The 1,218-nt window shown below is 64.3% G+C and carries 1 protein-coding gene; it reads right to left on the bottom strand.

What is annotated here, in order from left to right:
* Positions 1 to 138: 138 nt before the first annotated feature.
* Complete coding sequence (modA, locus tag I71_RS06920) at positions 139 to 945, bottom strand: molybdate ABC transporter substrate-binding protein (RefSeq protein WP_042692934.1); 807 nt, start codon at positions 943 to 945, stop codon at positions 139 to 141.
* Between the last annotated feature and the right edge of the window lie 273 nt (positions 946 to 1,218).

The raw sequence follows: 1,218 nt of genomic DNA on the forward strand, positions 1-1,218 counted from the left end.
GGAAAGGAATAGCGGCCCAGCACCCAGGCGGCGAGCACGGCAACCGGCAACCCCAACGCGATGGCGATGCCCGCGACACGCAGGCTCAACAGCAACGCGGTGGTCTCCATCGGCGTCAGGATATCCATACTGCGGCGCTTACGGTGCCTTGGGGGCTGGAACGAAGCCGAATTCCTTCCAGACCGCCATACCGTCCGGCGACTTCATATAGTCGAGAAAGGTTGCGGCGGCCGTGCTCTTCGAGGCAGCCACAAGTGCGGCCGGATAGATCACCGGCGGATAGCTGTCGGGCGGGAAGGTCGCCGCGACCTCCACTCCCGGATCGATGGCGGCATCGGTGCGGTAAACGATGCCCAACGGCACTTCGCCTCGGCTGACCAGCACCAGGGCTGCGCGGACGCTGTCGGCCCGCGCCAGCTTCGGCTCAACCGCCGTCCATTGCTCCAGCTTTTCCAGCGCCGCCTTGGCGTACTTCCCGACCGGAACGTTCGAAGGATCACCGGTGGCAAGCCGCCCATCGCCCAACTGATCCGCCAGCTTGCCCCCCTTGGCCAGGTCGGGCTTGAGCTTCGACCCCTTCGGCACCACCACCACCAGCTCGTTGCCCAGCAGGCTCACACGGCTGTCGGTCCTGATGAGGTTGCGCTGCTGCAGATAGTCCATCCAGTCCAGATCGGCCGAGATGAAGATGTCGGCAGGCGCACCGTTCTCGATCTGCTTGGCAAGCGCCGACGAGGCGGCGAAGGAAGACGTCACGCTGGCGCCGGTCTTCGCCTTGAACTGCGCCGCCAGCTTGTCCACCGCGTTCTTGGTGGAGGCCGCCGCCAGCACCAGCACGTCCTGCGCCATCGCCGCCGGCGCGCAAAGGGCAATGCCGACGCCCAGAACGAGTGCGGAAACCGCCGAAGTGAATCCACGGCGCCCCATGTTCGCACGCTTTGCCATCATCGCCACCCTATGTCGTTATCACCAGCATGACTATATCCATACGGATACAGCGCTTCGCAATTGCGGTAAAGCACAAATGGCCCTGCTCACGCCGGGAGCCGATGGGCGAGCCGATGGGGGACATGGTGGGAAGCCGCAGAGCCGGCATTCACATCATGTCATGACTTGTCTGGCGGCCCCGTGATAGGAAGTTCGGCGGATCGAACCGGTTCCCCCTCCTCCCGCTGCAGGAAAGCACCATGCGCGCCGTGAAGATTCTCCCTCCATTCT

Source organism: Azospirillum sp. B506 (assembly GCF_000333595.1).
Classification (GTDB): Bacteria; Pseudomonadota; Alphaproteobacteria; order Azospirillales; family Azospirillaceae; genus Azospirillum.

Bases quoted from the DNA above. Each gene is read 5' to 3' on its own strand.
- modA (WP_042692934.1), bottom strand. From the start codon at position 945: ATGGCAAAGCGTGCGAACATGGGGCGCCGTGGATTCACTTCGGCGGTT.